This window comes from Helicobacter sp. T3_23-1059, assembly GCF_053654515.1.
Map to the genome: position 1 here is coordinate 1 of NZ_JBSIUV010000047.1, position 16,581 is coordinate 16,581.

At 37.8% G+C, this 16,581-nt stretch carries 15 protein-coding genes; 7 read left to right on the forward strand and 8 right to left on the reverse strand.

Annotated elements, in window-relative coordinates:
* Positions 1 to 259: 259 nt before the first annotated feature.
* Genes ACWIX0_RS10720 through ACWIX0_RS10730 form a run of 3 tightly spaced genes read right to left on the reverse strand, consistent with a single transcriptional unit; the run spans position 260 to position 2,146 of the window.
* A complete protein-coding gene (locus ACWIX0_RS10720; protein WP_454173995.1) occupies positions 260 to 1,357 on the reverse strand; it encodes a lysozyme inhibitor LprI family protein in 1,098 nt (365 codons plus the stop codon).
* A gap of 3 nt (positions 1,358 to 1,360) precedes the next feature.
* A complete protein-coding gene (locus ACWIX0_RS10725; protein ID WP_454173996.1) occupies positions 1,361 to 1,510 on the reverse strand; it encodes a hypothetical protein in 150 nt (49 codons plus the stop codon).
* An 18-nt stretch (positions 1,511 to 1,528) separates the two neighbouring features.
* Complete coding sequence (locus ACWIX0_RS10730; RefSeq protein WP_454173997.1) at positions 1,529 to 2,146, reverse strand: hypothetical protein; 618 nt, start codon at positions 2,144 to 2,146, stop codon at positions 1,529 to 1,531.
* 625 nt (positions 2,147 to 2,771) lie between these two features.
* On the opposite strand from ACWIX0_RS10730, the gene trxA reads away from it, so the two are divergent.
* The 4 genes from trxA (at position 2,772) to ACWIX0_RS10750 (ending at position 7,081) form a co-directional block, all read left to right on the forward strand.
* Positions 2,772 to 3,089 carry a thioredoxin gene (trxA, locus tag ACWIX0_RS10735; protein WP_023927023.1) on the forward strand — a complete coding sequence of 106 codons (318 nt, stop codon included), beginning with the start codon at positions 2,772 to 2,774 and terminating at the stop codon, positions 3,087 to 3,089.
* A 185-nt stretch (positions 3,090 to 3,274) separates the two neighbouring features.
* Entirely contained in the window at positions 3,275 to 4,213 is a 939-nt protein-coding gene (trxB, locus tag ACWIX0_RS10740; protein WP_454173998.1) for a thioredoxin-disulfide reductase, read from the forward strand.
* 37 nt (positions 4,214 to 4,250) lie between these two features.
* The gene (gene dapB / locus ACWIX0_RS10745) at positions 4,251 to 5,174 is read left to right on the forward strand and encodes a 4-hydroxy-tetrahydrodipicolinate reductase (protein WP_454173999.1); all 924 of its coding nucleotides are present in this window, start codon (positions 4,251 to 4,253) and stop codon (positions 5,172 to 5,174) included.
* A 68-nt stretch (positions 5,175 to 5,242) separates the two neighbouring features.
* Complete coding sequence (locus ACWIX0_RS10750) at positions 5,243 to 7,081, forward strand: AAA domain-containing protein (RefSeq protein ID WP_454174000.1); 1,839 nt, start codon at positions 5,243 to 5,245, stop codon at positions 7,079 to 7,081.
* Between the two features lie 33 nt (positions 7,082 to 7,114).
* Here the strand turns inward: ACWIX0_RS10750 and ACWIX0_RS10755 are convergent, their stop codons facing one another.
* The 3 genes from ACWIX0_RS10755 to ACWIX0_RS10765 form a co-directional block, all read right to left on the reverse strand.
* Positions 7,115 to 7,642 (reverse strand): hypothetical protein, encoded by a 528-nt coding sequence (locus ACWIX0_RS10755; RefSeq protein ID WP_454174001.1) that lies wholly within the window; start codon positions 7,640 to 7,642, stop codon positions 7,115 to 7,117.
* 255 nt (positions 7,643 to 7,897) lie between these two features.
* Positions 7,898 to 8,677 carry a hypothetical protein gene (locus ACWIX0_RS10760; protein WP_454174002.1) on the reverse strand — a complete coding sequence of 260 codons (780 nt, stop codon included), beginning with the start codon at positions 8,675 to 8,677 and terminating at the stop codon, positions 7,898 to 7,900.
* 161 nt (positions 8,678 to 8,838) lie between these two features.
* Positions 8,839 to 9,501: a flagellar FLiS export co-chaperone gene (locus tag ACWIX0_RS10765; protein WP_454174003.1), complete on the reverse strand. Its 663-nt coding sequence runs from the start codon at positions 9,499 to 9,501 to the stop codon at positions 8,839 to 8,841.
* Between the two features lie 242 nt (positions 9,502 to 9,743).
* Between ACWIX0_RS10765 and ACWIX0_RS10770 the strand changes: the two genes are divergently transcribed.
* Together ACWIX0_RS10770 and ACWIX0_RS10775 are read left to right on the forward strand one after the other, a co-directional pair.
* A complete protein-coding gene (locus ACWIX0_RS10770) occupies positions 9,744 to 11,915 on the forward strand; it encodes a M99 family carboxypeptidase catalytic domain-containing protein (protein ID WP_454174004.1) in 2,172 nt (723 codons plus the stop codon).
* 97 nt (positions 11,916 to 12,012) lie between these two features.
* Positions 12,013 to 12,960: a DUF815 domain-containing protein gene (locus ACWIX0_RS10775; RefSeq protein ID WP_454174005.1), complete on the forward strand. Its 948-nt coding sequence runs from the start codon at positions 12,013 to 12,015 to the stop codon at positions 12,958 to 12,960.
* Positions 12,961 to 13,064: 104 nt separating this feature from the next.
* Here ACWIX0_RS10775 and ACWIX0_RS10780 read toward each other — a convergent pair whose 3' ends face one another.
* Complete coding sequence (locus tag ACWIX0_RS10780) at positions 13,065 to 13,763, reverse strand: Bax inhibitor-1/YccA family protein (protein WP_454174006.1); 699 nt, start codon at positions 13,761 to 13,763, stop codon at positions 13,065 to 13,067.
* Between the two features lie 261 nt (positions 13,764 to 14,024).
* Here ACWIX0_RS10780 and ACWIX0_RS10785 point away from each other — a divergent pair, with 261 nt between their 5' ends.
* Positions 14,025 to 15,428 carry a hypothetical protein gene (locus tag ACWIX0_RS10785; protein WP_454174007.1) on the forward strand — a complete coding sequence of 468 codons (1,404 nt, stop codon included), beginning with the start codon at positions 14,025 to 14,027 and terminating at the stop codon, positions 15,426 to 15,428.
* Between the two features lie 49 nt (positions 15,429 to 15,477).
* Here ACWIX0_RS10785 and ACWIX0_RS10790 read toward each other — a convergent pair.
* A partial coding sequence (locus ACWIX0_RS10790) for a histidine kinase dimerization/phospho-acceptor domain-containing protein (RefSeq protein WP_454174008.1) occupies positions 15,478 to 16,581 on the reverse strand: 1,104 nt, incomplete at its 5' end.

Here is a 16,581-nt window from a genome sequence, read left to right on the forward strand (position 1 = left end):
CAGATTCGCACTTGAATCTATGCTTGAATCCGCGCTAGATTCACTAGATTCGCCCTGCGAATTGTTAGAATCTATGCTTTGTGATGCGCGTGAATCCTTTGAATCCCCACACGCCACAAACGCTACCGACAAAACCGCCACGAAAATTACCAAACTTAACTTTTTCATTACTTCACTCCCTTTTTTAAATTTTCACTAGATTTGCGTGAATCTATGAATCGTTGCTCGAATCGCCCACTCTATGTGTGCGATAAAGCATTTATTGTTCTACCACATTATCGCTTATTCGCTTGAAATAAGTGCATTTTAATTCTCTTTTGTTATTTTGTAAAAGATAGATTCTGACATTTGGATATTTTTCTGCTTCGTCCCCAAAAAATCTCCCATTCAAGAGAGTGATATAATTTTTGCCTTCAAACTCCATAACCCCATAAGATAATTCGCTTAATATAGGCATAAAACCAAGCTCATCTCCCATAAAGTCCAATCGTTGTGAAATTTTATTTGCTGGAAGAGCGTATGTGGTTAATGCCATACAAGCCTCCTCGCTGCTTATACAAATACTCTCTGTGGTTTTTGACCCTCTCAAATGTAAATCATCGCCATAGATTCTATCGCTTGCTTTTTCATCTAGCTTACCATTTTTATATATCCAAAGCACTCTAAAATAGCTCCCTATTGTGATAATTACCTTTTCTAATGTCCCATCATTATCAATATCAATCTGTCTTTCATAGCTATATGGGAAATTTATATATGGAGATTTTTCGCGAATGGCTTTTGCCACTTTATCTTTTTTAATTTTTCCATTTTTAGTGCAAAAAGTCTCAAAAAAGACATCTCTATTGTTTCGTGCAAAGGCACACAATCCTATACTAAATGGAGGTTTAATTGATGGTGAGATTTCTCTCCATTTGCTTAAATCATCTTTATATGCTCTTGCATATTCGCATAATTCTTTATTGTTAGAATCTAGCACCGCCCCCAAGTCTTTTAGCAATGTTATGGTTCTTTTTTGATATAAATGCTTTATGCCATCTGTATCAATGAGTTTTTCTCTATCGCGGATAAACTCTTTTTGGGATTGCAAAATATCCTTTAATCTTTTGTCTTTATCGCTAAAATTTGATTTTTTTAGCTCATAGATAAGCTGCGTATAAACTTCGCCCATATATCTATCTAAATTTTGCAATTCTCCACTCTCATCACTGCATATCATTTTTTCTGTGTTGCTTTTTGCATTGACACAATCAAAGCTAGGTTTTGCTTCATTAGCAGATTCTGCGTTTGCTAGATTTACACACGCCAAAGCATAGAGACATATTTTTAGAATCTTTGTAGCAACTTTTTGTTGCATAATTTACCCTTTTATTTTTTTTGATTCGCGCAAATCTTGTGAATCTTGCGTGGATTTATTGTTAGATTCGCCTGAATCTTTTGAATTGCTAGAATCACCACACGCCACAAATCCCAAAATCGCCACAAAAATTACCAAACTTAATTTTTTCATTTTGTTTCCCTCAAATATTTAAATATAGCTCTCATTTATCACTTCTACGCCATTTTGGGTTTGTTTATAAGTTTTTTTATAGAATGCGCTAGGGGTGTATTCTACGACTATTTCATCTTTGCTTTTGCGCGTTATGATAACAGACATAGATGTTAATTCGCAATCCGTAATTTCATCATCTAGGCATACTTGTATTTGATGTTCCATTTTGACATTGTCATTTGGTAGCTTAATGGTGGAGATTGTTTTGTTTATTCTACGCAAAACCTCATAATCATCGCTTATCTCGCTTTGCAAATGCGCTTTTATGGCTTCCTCTATGCTATTAGAGCCTGTAATAATGCACTTTTGCGAGTTCTCTTCGTAATCATATTCTTTTTTATCACAATTTATTGCGATGGCAGGATTTGTGCTAGATTGCGCTAAATCTCGTGTAGATTTATTGTTGGATTCGCCTAAATCTTGTGTTTTCACACTTGAAACTACTCCAGATTCAACCTGCGAATCGTTAGAATCTATGCTTTGTGATTCGCGTGAATTTGCATTAGATTCAACTTGCGAATCCTTTGAATCCCCACACGCTATAAACGCTACCGACAAAACCGCCACGAAAAGCATTACACTGAATTTTTTCATTGTTTATTCTCCCTTTTTAAATTTTCACTAGATTCGCGTGAATTGTATCTAAAATCGCTTTATTCTCGCGCTTTTGGATTGAGATTGTAGCTATGTAAATTTATGTTGTTAAAATCCTACTCGCATTCAAAGCCCACTTGAGAGCTATGAATCACGCCATAGATTGCCTCTCTTGTATCCTTTGCTTGTGGTGGGATATAGGCGACTTTATACCATTTAAGCAAAATACACACACAATAGAATACAAAAAGACAGATTCTAAATCAAACGCATTCACAACTAACGCCACGCAACGATAGCTTAAAATCAAAAAATAAAAAACGGCGATGTAATGCACTTTCGGTTTAATGTATAATGGCTAAAAAAGTCTTAAAAACAAATATCAAATGCCAAAAGTGTCAAAATCTACAAAAAGCATATATCTAAATATTTGTTATGCCATTTATCACCACTTGCAAACATAGCATTCTAGCGCGTTTTTATGTTGGTAGATTTTGATAGATTTCAGTATTTTTGCTTACTAAAAGTGCCAAAACGCAAAATATTTATTTTTATAGATGATTTTGTTTATTTTATCGTTATAAAATTTTCCTGCCTTTATTTATAATTTCTAGGGAGAACAACAATGGGAAAATACATTGAACTAAAAAAAGACAATTTCGAGCAAGTAACCAAAAGCGGTGTGGCTATGGTAGATTTTTGGGCACCTTGGTGTGGTCCCTGCCGTATGCTAGCTCCCGTGATTGATGAGCTTGCAAGCGATTTTGAAGGAAAAGCAGCGATTTGCAAAGTAAATGTCGATGAGGAAAAGGCTATTTCAGAAGAATACGGAATCAGCAATATTCCTACCATTTTTTTTATGAAAGATGGACAAGTAGTCGAGCAAATCGTAGGAGCGCATAGCAAAGCGGTTCTTGCGAGCAAGATTGAAGCATTGCTATAAATTGTTTTCATAACTTTTAAGAGTGTTTTTAGACTTTTTGGATACATTACATTCTTAAGTCATTGATTTTTCGGGGCTAGATTCTTTTGGTATGTGCCAAGAGAATCTAGCTTTTTTTGTTTATACACTTTGCATTATATAAATGCAAACATATCAAAATACATTTTGACAACAAAGGAGAAAATATGTTAAATGTAGCAATTATCGGTGGAGGTCCTGCAGGACTTACTGCGGGGCTTTATGCCACAAGAGGCGGGATAAAAGATGTGGTTTTGTTTGAAAAAGGTATGCCCGGTGGGCAAATCACAGGCAGTAGCGAAATCGAAAACTATCCGGGAGTAGCAGAAATAAAAAGTGGGCTAGATTTTATGGAGCCGTGGCAGGAGCAATGTTTTCGTTTCGGGCTAAAGCGCGAAATGGCAGAAGTGCGACAAATCAGCAAAAAAGGCGAACATTTTGTCATACATTATGATGTAGATAGCCAAGTAGAAGCAAAATCGGTGATTTTAGCCACAGGCGGACGCCCTAGAAAAATGGGAATAGAGGGCGAAGAGCAGTATTGGGGCAAAGGTATTAGCACTTGTGCGACTTGCGATGGATTTTTCCACAAAGACAAAGAAGTAGTCGTAATCGGCGGTGGCGATACTGCGCTAGAAGAAGCGATATATCTCACAAAAATGTGCGCAAAAGTAACGCTCGTGCATAGAAGAGATGAGTTTCGTGGCGCACCCATCACGCTAGAACACGCTAGGAGCAATCCTAAAATCGAGTTTTTGACACCTTATGCACCCATTGAAGTCAAGGGCAATGACAAAAAAGCTACTTCTGTGGTGCTAGAAAACACAAAAACAAAAGAGAAAAAAGAGATAGAATTCTCTGGGATTTTTATCTTTGTAGGCTATGAAGTAAATACGCAAGTGTTAAAACAAGATGATGGCTCTATGCTTTGTGCTAGCGAGGATAATGGCTCTATCATCGTTGATTTATCAATGAAAACAAATATCAAAGGGCTTTTTGCAGCGGGCGACATACGCATAAATGCACCAAAGCAAGTGGTATGTGCCGCTGGAGATGGCGCAGCTGCGGCACTTAGCGCGATAGCTTATCTTGACTCACTTCATTAGATTTTGATATTTTAGATTTTGACATTTCGGGGCGATTATGGACATAGAGCAAGTAAAAATTGGTTTATTAGGTAGCACAGGACGCGTAGGGAAACTACTAATCGATGAAATCACTCAATCTAACAAGGCGATTTTAAGTGCTATGTTTGTGCGTGAAAAGCTAGATTTTGCCCCAAATGCACTAAGTCAAAAGCCAAATCAAAATCCAACGCTTATCACTAATGATTTAGATGAATTTATCACTTCGTGTGAGGTGGTGATAGATTTTAGCGCACGAAGTGGCACAGCTTCATTGCTAAACGCGCTACAAAAAAGGCTAGATTCTAATGACAATCATAGCCTATCAAGCAAACCAAAATCTAGCCTACCAAAATCTACTTCCCCCGCTTCCCCTGCTATCCCTGCTTTGCCCGCTTGTGTGATAGGCACGACAGGGCTTAGCAAAGATGATTTTGCCCTTTTAGATTCTCTAAGCAAGCACACGCCTATCCTCTATGCTGCAAATATGTCGCTAGGAGTGGCAATCCTGCGACAAGTAGTCCAAGAAGTAGCCTCCAAACTACAAAACGCAGATATAGAAATAAGCGAGATTCATCATCGTTTCAAAAAAGACGCACCAAGCGGGACAGCCCTAGCCTTAGCTCATTCCTGCGCAAAAGGACGAGGGCTAAGCGATACAAATACAAAAAATAGCAATCTAGCCCAAAATCCACAAAATCTATTTATCACAGATAGGGCGTCTGCGGGCGAGCGAAAAGATGGGCAAATAACCGTGGTGTCTCTTCGCGGTGGCGATGTCGCGGGCAGACACACGGTGGGGTTTTATATGCAGGGCGAATATTTAGAATTTACTCACAACGCCACAAATCGCGCTACTTTTGCCAAAGGTGCGCTAGAGTGTGCGCTGTGGCTTAGCAAACAAAAGCCAAATCTATATGACATTGATAATATGCTAGTATAGCTTTTTAGACTTATCATTTAAATCTAGCGATACAAAATCCACCCCAACCCACAACAACAAACGCCAAAATGAACCAACAAACACAGCTTACAAAAACAGCTCTCACAAACGCCACTACAATCTACTATGAATATTTAGAACAAAACAACTTAGGCTGTGAACAACTCCAAATCCTCCGCACAAATATTGATTCTAGCGTTATTAAATTTTTTATCAAGGCAAAATTTGTAAATCCTGATGCGCTAATGATGGATTTGAATGGAAAATATTTGCCCCTTAGCGATGAGGCTGGATTTTCTGTCCTATTTTATGATGAAAAAACAGGGGTTTTAGCCATTGAATGCTTAGATTTTGCCTTATTAGAAACTATCAAAAACTACACACAAGACATAAAGATTTTTAGCGATTTAAAATTTTTAATCACCAATTTAGAAATATTTTTTAAAAAAGCTGAAAGGTTTGCCCTGCCTAGCATAAAGCCCTGTGTTGTGCCTACTCAAAAATCCATAAAAGACTATCTAAATGAAGAGCAAAAAAACGCACTTTTATGCGCGCTAAATACGCCTTTTAGCTATATTTGGGGGGCACCGGGCAGTGGCAAAACTCAAGTCGTGCTTTTTGAAGCATTGCTATGCTATATTTATGAGGGGTTGCCTGTGTGCGTGCTAGCCCCGACAAATTCCGCCCTAGAGCAAGTGCTAAGCGCGCTTATTAGAAAATTTGATGAGTTGGGGCTAAATAGAGAAAAGATTTTGCGACTTGGCACGCCTAGCAATTCGTTTTTAGAAAAATACACCGAAGTGTGCGACCCGCAGGTGCTAGCAAAAAAGGCAAAAGAGAATCTATTTAGCTCAAATGTCCCAAAAAATAGGATAAAAGAAGCCATAGTCATCGGTATGACGATGGACGGATTTATCGCAAAGCAAGCCACATTAGGCATAGATTTTCATCATTTTTTCTTAGATGAGTGCGCTTTTACCCCGCTTATCAAAGCCCTAGCCCTCACCACGCAAAATGCCCCTATCACGCTACTTGGCGACCATAAGCAGCTAATGCCAATCTGTGAAATGCCACCCTCTCAAATCAAAGGCGACAAAATCTGGGCAAATCTTTTTAATCTCTCTTCGCTGTTTTTGGAGGATTTTTTTGAAAATCCTGCCGAAAGCAACGCGCCCATTTTTAGCAAATCCCAATCTAGCACGCTATCTTTCATAGAATCTAAAAACGCAAAAACCACTTTTTGCACCCTCCGCCAAACACACCGCTACGGGGACAATCTAGCCAAAATCTTAGATTCTCACATTTATCATAATGGCTTAAAAGGCAAGGAACAAGATACGCAGATTTTTTACATAGATTGCCCAAATGCAATCATCGAGGACAAGCAAAATATCACAGAAGCTAACACTATCGCATCGCTTATAAACGAAGTGCAAAAAGCTAGGCATAGGCTAAATCCTAATGATTCTAATGATTCCAAAGATTCTATGATTTTGAAAAATTTTGAGGATTATGCAGTTATCACGCCATTTGTTAAACAAAAAAAATTACTTAGCAAATGTGGCGTGTCTTATCGCGCAGTTTGGACGATTCACGGCTCGCAAGGACAGGAGTTTGACACGGTGATTTTTTCTCCTGTGATGCTTCATCATCACTTGACTGATTCTCACAATACAAACGCAGCTTACGCCCTAAATGTCGCAATAAGTCGCATAAAAAAACAGCTAATCATCGTATGCGATAGGGCATATTGGCTAAAATTTAGAGGGCAATTTTTAAGTGAGATTTTAGCAAACGCACTTCCTTTCCCACTTCAAACCACTCAACCACAGCAATCAAAACAAGCATTTCAAACGCTAGATACAAAACCAGCCTTGCAACAAACCATAGAAATTGTCGAAATCTAAAATCTTATTTTTGCCCATTTTTGCCCAAAATCCCTAACCCAAAATCTCTACTTTTTCTACCCCGTAATAAAACGCCTTATACCGCTCCAAAAAGTCATTATATCGCCCAAAAGCGCGATTTGTCTTGGTATATGGATTTTTTACATTTTGTGGTGCGCCCTTCCCTTTATAGTCTTCTCTCAAGCTATAAAGCGATTGGGCTGCGATTAGTTTTTCTCCCTCGCTCATTCCCTCGCTCGCCATCACAAACGCGCTATATTCCTTATCACTCATTAGCTCCAAAATCTCCATTCCATAAGTCTGCCTAGATTTGTTTGCCCCCTCTTGTGAAATCTTTTGGGCTTGTGTTTCATCTGTTTGATTGTTTTGGATTTTGCTAGATTTTTTGGATTGCAAAGATTGTTGAAGTTTTTGTGGATTTTGCAAATCTTTTGTGGATTTTTGCGTGGATTGTTTGGAGGATTCTTGTGCAAAATCTTGCGTAGATTCTTGCGCATTTGTCATCTTGCTAGACAAAAGTGAGCTAAGCGAAGTCTGTGGCAATCCATAATCAACACGCAAAATACACCTCACAAAAATTTATCAAAAAATGCAAAATCTAACATTTAAAAACAAAACACCAAATAAGCCTAAACTATCGCAAACAACGCTACTAAAAACTAAAAACATATCCACACAAAAAAGCAAAAACAAATCCAATATCTATCAATCAAACAACATCTAAAAACAAATTTATGCGTATTTTTGCTCGTTTATTTTTGCGTATTTTCACAGCCTTTTATACGATTTTGCCAAAAATATTTTTTTCACAAATCCCTAAAATTCAATCCCCATTTCAAGCATTCCTACTATGTTTCGCATTGATGGCATACTTAATGCCCTTGAGATATTTTGAGTATTTTTACTCTCTGCGACATTTGAATGCCCTAGATTTTGATACCTGCTAATCACTTTTAAGTAATATGATTGTTGCGGATTTGGTGTGTATGCTATGCCTACACTTGCATTTAGCGCGTAGCTATGCCCATTTAGCCCATATCCACTTAGACTAGAATCTTTCGCCATTTCAAATCCATATCCCCCACCAAAAAGCCAATCATACCCCATAGCATATTCTAGTGCGATTTTTTTGCCAAAAGGGATTTTGCCCTCCACCTCGCCACCAAAATAATGAAATAAATATGAATATCCGCTACTACCGCCTTTTTTGCGCGAAGTGTATGCTTCAAATACATAAGCGACATTTAGATAAAGTGGGAATCTTTTTGTAGCTAGATTTAGCCCTATTTTTGGGCGTATCTCGCCAAAAATAGCTAGATTTTGCTTTGTAAATTCTGGGCTAGATAGGCTAGATTCTTGCTTGCCTATGCCAAGTTTTGTGCTAATGACAAAGCGTGCGCGAGAAGTCTTGCTAGAGATTCCACCTTCTAAATTTACATAGCCTCCATAGATTTGTGCGTCAAAAATTTGACTTTGGTTTGGTTGATTTTTTATTTGTGAGTATTGCGCTCCTATGGCTACACGCGTGTATTCTTTGGGACATTCTTCGGGGTTTAGCGCACAAAATGCCCCGATATATGTAGCTAAAAAAGGCATATTTATCCTTAAAAATTATGTTAGATTTTGCTAAAAATTGCTAGTTTTAAAAAATCGCTATTATATCCACAAATATCATAAACCAATCAAAAACTTTGAATGCAACATTATATTTATATGTTATTTGGGCGTAATTGCCATACAAAATCTAAATTTTGTATTTATTTCATATTTCTAAATATATTTTTGTCAAATCTCTCAAACACACTAGAATCAGCGCTAGAATCAAAATCCCCAAAATCTTGTGCTTTGTCAAATATTTCGGCATTTGAGATTGCGTTGCTTAGATGAGATAAAGCCTCGTTTATTTCTAATGATTTTTCCTCAATATATGTTTTAAAATGCCCTATTTTTGCAGATTTTGCATTATCATTTTCAAGCAATGGCATAGGCGATGGATTTTCTAGCAAAATCTCTTTATTGCCCATTTTCGCGCTTAAAGCAGTGTCAAACAATCCCTCGCCCATAAAAGTAGCCATTTCTACGCGCTCTTTTATTTGTGCCAAAATCTGTGATTTTTTCTGCATTGCCTCATCGCTACTTTTTGTGGCATTATCCATCTCATCTAGTTCATCTGCGAGGGATAATAGCTTTTTAAATGTAATTTGAAGTGTTTGAAGCGCGCCTGTTAGTTCATTTGCGCTTTTTATATCTTCGCCAAAGTTGCGGATTTTGCGCTGTGCTACAAAGGGCAAATGGGTTTTTGCAGATTGGATAGCTTCTATGTTGCTTAGGGCGTTTTTTGCTAGGGATTGTGGCTCTATGCCCTGCTCTTTTATGTGTTTTTTAAAAGTCTCAATGATTTCATTTGCCTTATTTTGCATCGTTTCTCCTTAGGCTAAGATGACAAAGATAAAAATCGCATTTATATCGCAATGCAAATGCTTATAAACGCTTCTAAAAAGTATTTATCAAAAGCATTTATCATTCCGTTTTATGTGGTTTATTATTTGATTTTTGCAGTTGCGTTGTGCTTTTTTGGGTGTGGCTTAGAGTGATTTTTGTTTTATTATTTCGCTTACGATATAATCACGCTTTTTACCAAACATATTTTTTAAGGATTGCTATGAGATTGTTATTTTTATGGCTTTGTGTCGCCCTAGCATTTGCCAGCTCCCAAAATCTAAAACCCATAGATTTTCATCTTTTCAAACTTGAGTCAAAACAAGAATCTACCAATGAAAATCCTAATAAATCCCCCACTTTGCTTCTCATAGGCGGGATTCAAGGCGATGAGCCCGGTGGATTTAACGCCACAAATGTATTTCTAAATCATTACAAAATCACAAAAGGTATCGTATGGGTTATCCCCGTGATAAACCCGCATTCAATGCTTCTAAATCATCGCGGGATTTATGATGATATGAATCGTAAGTTTGCTACCCTATCGCCAAAAGACCCAGAATCCCCGCTAATAAATCGCGTAAAATCAATCATTTCTAATCCGCAAGTCGATGTCGTGCTGCATTTGCACGATGGTAGCGGGTTTTATCGCCACGCACACCAAAGCGAATTGCTTAGCCCAAAGCGGTGGGGGAATTGCACTATAATTGATCAAGAGCGATTAGATGGCGTGCGATTTGGCGAGCTAAATGAAATCGCTACACATATCACAAAGCGCGTAAATGCTAACATCTTAAAGCCTCTACACGAATATCGCGTGCGCAATACCAAAACCGCAAAAGAAGACAAAGAGATGCAAAAATCACTAACTTTTTATGCGATAAATGAGGGCAAGCCAGCTTTTGCAAACGAAGCAAGCAAGACGCTAAATCTAAAAGAGAGGGTGTATTATCACTTGCTTGCCATTGAGGCGTTGCTAGAAAAAGTAGGGATAGAATTTGAGCGAGATTTTACCCTTAGCGTAGATGGTGTAGGCAGGGTGATATATGATAAAAATTTATCTTTTAGCATAGAGGGAATGCCTAGCTTTCCGCTTTTTGATTTGCGAGGCGAGATTGCGGATTTTCCACTGCCTGCTGAAAAAAGCTTTGATAAAATTGCCATAGAATCTAGGGCTAAGATTTTAGGATTTTTGCCAAGAGGCAATGCCCTAACGCTAAAATATGGCAACAACTCAATGACAAAATTTACGCCAAAATATGTGGAGTTTAGCGAATCTAAAGAAGGGCAAATCAGCGCAAATATCGATAATAAAGAGCAAAAAATCCCCTTTGGCAAAGTCATAAAAGCAATAGATTTTGTAGAAATCGCGGATTTAGGCGAATATGACATAAAGGTGGTAGGGCTAAAATCTAAACCCAAAAATAACAAAATCCTAATCAAAAAAGAATATCTAAATCCCCTAGCAAGTATCGATAAAGCAGGGAATCTGTATCGAATAGAGTTTTATAAAAAACAACATCAAATGCCACAATCTAGCGCATATATCTTGCAAAATCCACGCTATGCCTCACTAGAATCTGACATATCAAAAACTACAAATCCAACAAATCCAAAAAAATCCGCCCAAGTCATCGTCTCAAGTGCGTTTGTGCGAAGTATGCCTAGTGAAGTTTCGACCTTTGTGGCAAAAGCCCCAAAGGGGCGCAAACTATATGTGCTAAGCAAGGAAAACGCGCTAGAATCTAGCCAAATCGGCGGAATGTGGGCTAAGGTAGAATATCATTTTGGTGGGCGAACAATTAGCGGGTATGTGCTAGAGAGTTTGCTTAAATATGGGGATTTTGTGGTGGATTTGGATACGACTATGGTAGCAAAAAATACAGACAATACAAATGCCCAAATCAACAAAAATAGCGCAAATAACGCTAGCCAAAATGCAAAAAGCCAAGAATCTACCCAAAAAGCCCCTAACGAAGTCTCTAAAGAATCCACAAAAGAATCCACCCAAGAATCTACAAAAAAACGCACACAAAAAATAGATAAAAAATCCGCGCAAGTCATCGTCTCAAGTGCGTTTGTGCGAAGTATGCCTAGTGAAGTTTCGTCCTTTGTGGCAAAAGCTCCAAAGGGGCGCAAACTCTATGTGATAAGCAAGACAAACGCGCTAGAATCTAGCCAAATCGGCGGAGTGTGGGCTAAGGTAGAATATCATTTTGGTGGGCGAACAATTAGCGGGTATGTGCTAGAGAGTTTGCTTAAATATGGGGATTTTGTGGTGGATTCTAGCCTAGATAGCGCATTTAGCCCAAAAGATAGTGGCTCAACACCTAAAAAACAAATCCTGCCTAAAGAGACATTTATGGGTATGATTTTGGTGGATTTTTCGCGCTAGATTTTCGCAGTAGTAGCATTTTTGCACTAGCAGTTTGCAAAGCGCATTTTTAGCATTCGTTTTAGGCAAAAAAAAGCAAGAAAATAACGGAGATTTTATGGAGATTTTTTGGGGCAATAGTGTTTTTGAAAAACTTTTAGAAGTGGATTTTGAAGCGCACAAAGCGTTTGTATTGCGTAGGTTTGATAGCTTTTGCTATTTACATAGCATTAGGGATTTTGACAAAGTAGAAAATCTAATCGGGCTAGAAGAGCAAGTAGAGATTTTGAGGGCAAATACGGCTAGTTTTTTGTCGGGCAAATCCGCGCTAAATGTGCTTGCTTGGGGTGCTAGAGGCTGTGGCAAAAGCTCTTGTGTAAAACAGGTTTTAGGCGAATTTTTAGGAATCTATGACGAAAACAAAAAACAGCACAATCAAAATAACAAAACCCTAGAATCTTTCTACCCAAAATCGTTGCGTGTAATCGAACTTGATAGCAAGGATATTTTGCTTTTGCCATTGCTTTTTGATGCGCTAAGAGATAAGCCATATCAGTTTATTATTTTTTGTGATGACTTGAGCTTCCGCGCAGAGCAAAATGAGTATAAAAGTATCAAAAGCGTGCTTGAAGGCTCGCTTGAAGCGCATGCGCAAAATATACTGCTATATGCGACTTCTAATATCCGCAAACTAATCCAAAACGCAGGTGCTGATAATACCCCTGAGCATAGCATAGTCCAAGAGGAGCTAAGCCTTAGCGATAGATTTGGCTTACAGATTGGATTTTATGATTTTGGCACAAAGCAATACCTTGAATGCGTAGAAATATTTTTGCAAAAAGAGGGGATAACAGGACTAGATTTATCAAACCCACAGCACCTAAACGACAGCGATTTAAGCGACAATTTAAGTAGTAACATAAATGAAAAAAATCTAAATGAAGTTTCAAAAATCGCTAGGCAAAAAGCACTAAATTTTGCCACAAAAATGGGAAGTAGAAATGCAAGAATCGCAAAAGATTTTGCCCTGCTAGTCGCAAACGGAGTGGAAAATCTGCACAAATAAAAAAAGCTAGGTTTAGGCATTTACAAACACCTAAAAAACCTAGCTTAAAAATCAAAAATCTAGCGCGATAAACGAAATAATCGCTCTAGATTCTAGCCCAAATCTTAATCGTCATTTCCACCTAATATGCCTATAAGTTGCAAAAGACTTATAAAGATATTTAGAAAATCTAAGTAAAGATTTACCGCTGCTAGCACAGGGCTATCATAAAGCCCGCGAACGATATTTTGTGTATCATACGCTACATATAGGCTAAATAGCACCACGCAAGCCGCAGAGATTAGGGCTTGAAATGGAGTGCTGTTTAAGAAAAACACATTTACTAGCGAGCAAACAAACACGACAATAAGCGAAATAAAGAGCATTTTGCCCATATTTGCTAAGTCTTTTTTGGTTTTTAGCGCGTAAATACTCATCACACCAAAGACGATAGTCGTCATACCAAGTGCTTGCCATACCGCATCTAAGCCAGAGCGAGCAACGACATAGCCTAGCAAAGGCACAAGTGTTACGCCACTTAAAAATGTAAATACAAAAAGTAGCGCGATATTTATCGCAGGCTTTGCACGCAAGAAAAATAGTGCGATAAGTGCAGCTATTTCAGCGATAAAAATACCGATACGATATTCAAGCACAAACGCAAAATTTTGCAAACCAATAAGTGCGCCAATAGTGGCAAAAAGTAAGCTCGCACCAAAGAATTTATAAGTCGTTTTGACAAAATTAACAAGTGCGCTTTCATCAGCATAAGCCATTTGGCTTGTAGCAGTTGCATTGTTTAGATTTCTATCATAAAGTGCCATTTTTTCTCCTTTTAGTCTAGTTTGCAAATAGCACAAACACTACTTGCTATGGCTAAATTTGCAATCGCAAAAATTGCGCTAAGATTTTACTTAAAAAAAACTAATAAAAAGCATTTTTTGCATTTTGCTCTTTTTTTGGTATTGCAAATGTTTTTGCTATAATGCCATTTTTTTAGCTACATTTTTAAAATCAAACAAATCTAAACGAAACCAAAAATACACAATCTAGCACAAAACAAAATCTTAAAAAAGGAATCTAATATGCCACATACTAACAACATAAAAAACACCTCTACAACGCAAAATATAACCCCACCAAATATCACGCCAAACACCCCACCAAATACACCCATAAAAGCAACCCAAAACACGACAAAAAACATAACAATAGGATTTTTTCATCATTATGGACTTGGCGATAATATTATGGCTATCAAAGCCCTATACCTTGCCAAAAAAGCGTATAATTGCAGGCTTATCATTTTTGGAAACGCGCTATTAAAAGAGATTTTAGATTTTGTTGATTTTATAGATAGCGCAGATGAGATACTAGATATTGGCTCTTTATCTAAAAAATCTCTAAACATTATCACAAAATATCGTTGTGATTATTTCTTGCTAAGCAATCCAAAATCACAATACATTAGGCTTTTATCACCACTAGATACGCCCATCATCACTGCCCTAAAATTCGCTTCTTTTTTTTCTACCAAAACCAAATACCCGCCACTTTTATTTTTTGCCAAATATCGCAAACTAAGTGCCAAAGACGCGCTATGTGTGCTTGTTAGGCTAGTTGATACAAATGCGTTTGATGAGTTTGTAAGAGAGATTTTACTTAAGCAAAAAACTAAGACGGGGGGGGGGCAACAAAAAAGTGCGCTAGAAAATTATCAACATCAAAAAATCACTTATGACAATTTTGAGCGCGTAATCAAAGAGCTAGATTCTGCCCTGTATAATGAGATAAAGCTAAAAATTAGCCCCGATATAGAGCAACACGCAAAGGACTTTTTGCATAAACAAATAAAAAACGCACAAACGCCACAACCCAAACCAAACTCCAAACAAAAATCCAAAAATACCCTAGATTCTACCCAAAATCCTACAAATAGCGACAATGTAGATTCTGCCAAAAATCCTTTTATGATTTTTGTAAATCCTTTTAGCAATGCTGCGACACATACCCTGCCTTTAAGCGCGTTTTTGGATATGGTAGGGCAGATTTTGACAAACCCCAAAAACCAAAATCTATTTATTCTAATCCTTACATTTCCTAGCGTGCATAACGATTTTATCGCCCAAGTAGAAAACCACCCCGTTTTATCCTCCCTGCCAAATCCCAAAAAACAAAAACTAATCATCTACCCAAATGACAACACCCTATCTTTCCTAATCGCATTTGCAAATCTATCAAGCCTAATGATAAGCCCAAGCACAGGAAGCATACACCTAGCCTATATTCAAGGCATAAAAACAATAGGGCTATATTCGCGCAAAGATACGCACAGATGGGCGACTAAAGACAAAATCTACACCATAATCCCGCACAAAAAATCTAGCCTAAATCATAAACAAATCACAAAAATCATAAACACCACCATACAAACAATGCAAAATCTAATCGATTCTAGCGTGATAAAACCTTTTGCATTTGAGGGATAAATCTAGCCAAAATCTAAGGCAAAAAGGCATAAAACTAATCAAAATCGATTTAATCCAAGCGCGTAAAAACCATCGAAAAATAATGTTTTTGTCTATGGTAGTTGTATTGCAAAGCATATCCGTGCAATGCCAAAATATCGCTAACGATTGATAGCCCAAGCCCGTGTCCGGGGAGCGCATTATGCGTATCATCACGCACAAAAGGCTCGGTATAATAATCCAATGGGTGCGTAAGTGGCGGGGATTTGCTTACGATAGATATACATTTAGGGTTTTGCGTTTGTAGCGTGCTATTTAGCGTATTTTTAAAATTAGGCGAGACAAAAGAATCCCTCAAAGATTCTAGCTCTAAAGCAGTAGTGTAGTTTATATTCCCCCAGCCTAGCAGTTTTGTTGCATTGTGTTTTGTCCTGCTTGCGTCATCTATGTCGCTAGATTTTGCTGTATGCTTTGCTAGATTTTGCTCCTGTGTTTTGTTTGTGCTACTTTGTGCGTCATTATTTTGTTGCTCCATTTTTTTGCTAGCTAGCGTGGCATTTTGCGCGCAAGCATCATCGCCTATAATGATTTTGATAAACGGAGATTCATTGTATTTAAGCGCGTTTTCTATGAGATTTCGCAATGCCCTTGCTAGTAGCTCCAAATCGCCACAAATCACAAAATTTTCCCTCATTTCTAGCCGTATTTTTTCCTCCGTATCGCCAAAGTTTTTTAGCGTCTCAAACACAAGCGTTTCGGCAAAAAATCGACTAGATTCTAATTGCGTCTTGCCACTATTTAGTCGCTCTAGCTCCAAAATATTGTTGATTAGGTGCTTTAGCCCGCTTATGTGTGGCAGGAGTTTTTCCATATATGGATATTCTTTTTGAGATACCTCGATAAAAAGTCGCATTTTAGTAAGCGGGGTTTTTAGCTCGTGTCCTAGACTTTTTAGGATAAGTTCTCGCGATTTTAGCATACGCATTATTTGTTCGCTCATCATATTAAACGACACGATTAACGCGCTTATCTCATCTTGTGTATTGATTTTGTGGCTAGATAGCTCCATCTCGCTGATAAAAGATTTTAGCGATTTTTTAAGCCTCCGCAAAGGATACAACAATCGCAAAACAACCACTCCAAGCAATGTCAAAATCCCAACAAAAAGCGCGAA